This is a genomic window from Pedobacter nototheniae (assembly GCF_032678625.1).
Taxonomy (GTDB): Bacteria; Bacteroidota; Bacteroidia; order Sphingobacteriales; family Sphingobacteriaceae; genus Pedobacter; species Pedobacter nototheniae_A.
In genome coordinates, this window is record NZ_JAVTSO010000014.1 from 1 (window position 1) to 3,992 (window position 3,992).

Annotated in this window: 3 protein-coding genes and 1 pseudogene; all 4 read left to right on the plus strand. The window is 41.8% G+C overall.

Going from position 1 to position 3,992, the window contains the following annotated elements; genetic code table 11:
* The coding region (locus tag R2Q77_RS20910; protein ID WP_316805652.1) for a hypothetical protein at positions 1–2,102 on the plus strand (2,102 nt) is incomplete at its 5' end.
* Between the two features lie 53 nt (positions 2,103–2,155).
* Positions 2,156–2,902: a hypothetical protein gene (locus R2Q77_RS20915; protein ID WP_316805653.1), complete on the plus strand. Its 747-nt coding sequence runs from the start codon at positions 2,156–2,158 to the stop codon at positions 2,900–2,902.
* 58 nt (positions 2,903–2,960) lie between these two features.
* A complete protein-coding gene (locus R2Q77_RS20920; RefSeq protein ID WP_316805654.1) occupies positions 2,961–3,653 on the plus strand; it encodes a hypothetical protein in 693 nt (230 codons plus the stop codon).
* A gap of 54 nt (positions 3,654–3,707) precedes the next feature.
* A pseudogene (locus R2Q77_RS20925) lies at positions 3,708–3,992 on the plus strand (hypothetical protein); the annotation flags it as partial.

The window sequence follows — 3,992 nt, forward strand, 5'->3', positions numbered from 1 at the left end:
GTACAGTGACGGTTAAAAACGGAACAAATGGCACTAATGGAACAAATGGTGTTGATGGTAAGTCCGTTACGATAACAAATAATGCAGATGGTTCATCCACCATTACAGATGGTTCAGGCGGTACAGTGACGGTTAAAAATGGAACGAATGGTACTAATGGAACAAATGGTGTTGATGGTAAGTCCGTTACGATAACAAATAATGCAGATGGTTCATCCACAATTACGGATGGTTCAGGCGGTACAGTGACGGTTAAAAATGGAACGAATGGTACTAATGGAACAAATGGTGTTGATGGTAAGTCCGTTACGATAAAAAATAATACAGATGGTTCTTCCACCATTACAGATGGTTCAGGCGGTACAGTAACGGTTAAAAACGGAACAAATGGTGTTGATGGTAAGTCCGTTACGATAACAAATAATGCTGATGGTTCTTCTACAATTACGGATGGTTCAGGCGGTACAGTAACGGTTAAAAATGGTAAAGATGGCGCAACCGGAGCAAAAGGAGATACTGGTGCAGCAGGAGTGAAAGGTGATAAGGGAGATGCAGGCGTTCAGGGTCCTGTTGGTTTAACTGGCGCAACTGGTGCAGCAGGAGTGAAAGGTGATAAGGGAGATGCAGGCGTTCAGGGTCCAGTTGGTTTAACGGGTGCAACTGGTTCTGCAGGCGCAACCGGAGCGAAAGGAGATACTGGTGCAGCAGGAGTGAAAGGTGATAAGGGAGATGCAGGCGTTCAGGGTCCAGTTGGTTTAACGGGTGCAATTGGTCCTGCGGGCGCAACTGGTGCACAGGGATTAAAAGGAGATACTGGTGCAGCAGGAGTGAAAGGTGATAAGGGAGATGCAGGCGTTCAGGGACAAGTTGGTTTAACGGGTGCAACTGGTTCTGTAGGCGCACAGGGGTTAAAAGGAGATACTGGTGCAGCAGGAGTGAAAGGTGATAAGGGAGATGCAGGCGTTCAAGGCTCAGTTGGTTTAACTGGTGCAACTGGTTCTGCAGGCGCACAGGGGTTAAAAGGAGATACCGGTGCAGCAGGAATAAAAGGTGATAAGGGAGATGTAGGCGTTCAAGGCCCAGTTGGTTTAACGGGTACAACTGGTTCTGCAGGCGCAACTGGTGCAGCAGGAGTGAAAGGTGATAAGGGAGATGCAGGTGTTCAGGGACCAATTGGTTTAACGGGTGCAACTGGTTCTGCAGGCGCAACTGGAGCAAAAGGAGATGCAGGCGTTCAGGGTCCAGTTGGTTTAACTGGAGCACAAGGTCCGGTGGGTGCAACTGGCGCAAAAGGAGCAGATGGCCTTGGTGGAAAAACAACAGCTGGAACAAACATTACCATCACAGGATCAGGTACAAGTAATGACGCTTATGTTGTTAATGCCGTAATTCCTGCTACAAGTAATGTTTTAACAAATACCGTAAACACGATCACCTCAAATGTAAATGGAGTTAGTTCTACGGCACCGGCAGTTAATACCGTAGTGAATACTTTAACGGGTAATAACTTAAAAACAACAGTTAACGGTGTAGCCTCTACCGATTTAGACATAACAGGATTGGAGCCATGGCAGGTACAGGGAGGTGCTACAAAGGCAACAACCAATTCTCAAAACATATATCAAACGGGAAGTGTAGCGGTTGGAGCTTCAACAATTCCTGCATTTACTGTCGGAGGATCAACTATAACGCCGAAACTTTATGTGGCAGGAGATATTTCTACAACGGGTAAACTTTGGACAAGCAATAGTGTATATGCCGATTATGTTTTCGAAAAATATTTTGACGGATCTTCTAAAATTGATAAAAATTATCAGTTTAAAACCTTAGAAGAGGTGAAAGCATTTGTTAAGCTAAACAAACATTTACCTGGCGTAACCCCAATAAGTGCAACCAATAAAACCAAGGATGGCTATGCTTTCGATATAACAGCATTAAGCATACAACAACTTGAGAAAATTGAGGAGCTTTATCTGCATGTGATTGAACAACAGGCTGAAATCAAGAAAAAAGAACAGGAAATCCAACTTTTAAATTCTAAAACTACCGCACTCGAAGAGCGCTTAGAAAGATTGGAAAAAGTGTTATTGAATAAAAAATAAAAAGAAATCCAGGCTTTGATACTTTGTTAAATGGCCTGATAATTTATTAATTGATGAAAAATTTAATCTTCATAGTTTTTTTAGCGATCCCAGCTTTACTCTCCGCACAGGTTAGAACTGGCATTAACACCCAGGTGCCTACTACAACGCTTCATGTTAAAGCAATTGGTACAGATGACCCATTATTGGTTGAAGGACTAAAACCCGGATCGGGACAATTTTTAGTGCTTGACAATAATGGTGTAGTAAAAATATCCACTGATAAAAGTAATCTTGCTTTTGTAATCCCTTCTGTAAGTAATACTGTAGGCGTTGGCTTAACTCAAACAAGCCAAACCGGTTCTACAAATTATACCGAAAATTCGGGGCCAACCGGCACTATTCCTGGCGGTGGATCGTGGACTAAAATTACAGGCATGCAATCAACCTTTAATATTCTTCAGGCTGCCAATACTTTGAGTATTAATGCCGAAGGTATGGTTCAGTATGATGGAACACTCAGTTCTGCTGCTGCAATATCCTATGGACTGGGTATTTTCTTGGATGGGAAATTAATAGCGACGCGTAATTTTATAATGGCAGGCGACAATAGCGTGGGTACTTCTCAAAAATGGAGTCTTTTAGGTCAGGCAAGTAGTCTCACCGTTGGTTCCCATGTACTTGAAATATATGTAACGCGCAGAAACACAGTAGGAACAGCACCCAATTCAATTTATGTTGCGCAGCCGGTACCAAATTCTACGGTTCTAAGCCAGTTTATGGCAAAAGCGATCATGCAGATTAATGGTGTTTATAACTAATATAGAACTTCGCAAAATGCTAATCTTAAAAAAATATTTTTTAATTCTCTTTTTACTATTGATTAATAGTACGGCGTTACTTGCACAAAGTGTTGGAGTTAATACAAAAGCTCCTCTAAAAGAACTGCACATTAAAGCAAGTGCTTCAGATGATCCTTTGAGACTGGAGGGGGTTAAAAGTGGTACAGGTTTATATTTAGTTGTTGATGATAATGGAGTGGTAAAAACCACAGATGCGCTAGGCAGTTTTGTTTTTGTATTGCCTTCAGTTAGCAATACCACGGGATTGAATTTAACCACAAATTCAGGCGCAGGCATTTATGCTGAAAATTCGGTTCCAGCCTCTGGTATTTGGACAAAAATCCCTGGAATGCAGTCTACATTTAACATTATTAAGCCCTTAAATTCCTTAAATATATCTGCCGAGGGAATGGCACAGTATGATGTAGTGACCACTACGAGTATGTCTATTGTATATGCTTTAGGCATCTTTCTGGATGGAAAACTGATTGCGGTAAGAACATTTAATTTAAAAGGCGATGGCTTCTCGGGTACTTTCGGTAAATGGGATATTTTGGGGCAAAGTACTAACCTCAGTGTTGGTTCGCATACGATAGAACTTTATGCAAGCAGGAGAAGCAGCGCAAATGTATTAGGAGCAATTTACATCGCCCAACCAGCAGCAATAAATAATGCCTTGAACCAGTTTATGGCAAAAGCGGTGTTACAGGTAATAGGTATTTACAATTAATTATATATTGAATAAATGGTCTGCACAGACCATTTAAGTCGTATAATCATTTAAATGGGAAAAAAATTACATAAAATATATGGGTTACTTCTGTTGCTTTTCAGCGGCTTAAGCAGTTATGGTCAAAGTGGAGTAGGGAGTATGACGGTAGATGAATCTACGGTTGTTGTTTCTGCGGGCACTACAGAGCAGCGCTTTAGCGAGGGCACTTATTTTGGGCCAAAAGCAAACTGGGAAATCAATGGTACCTTAGAAATTTACAGCAAGAATGTTTGGATAGCGGCCGGAGCTACTTTTAGCGGGAGCGGGAAAATCATCATCTATAATCCAGGGAGCAAT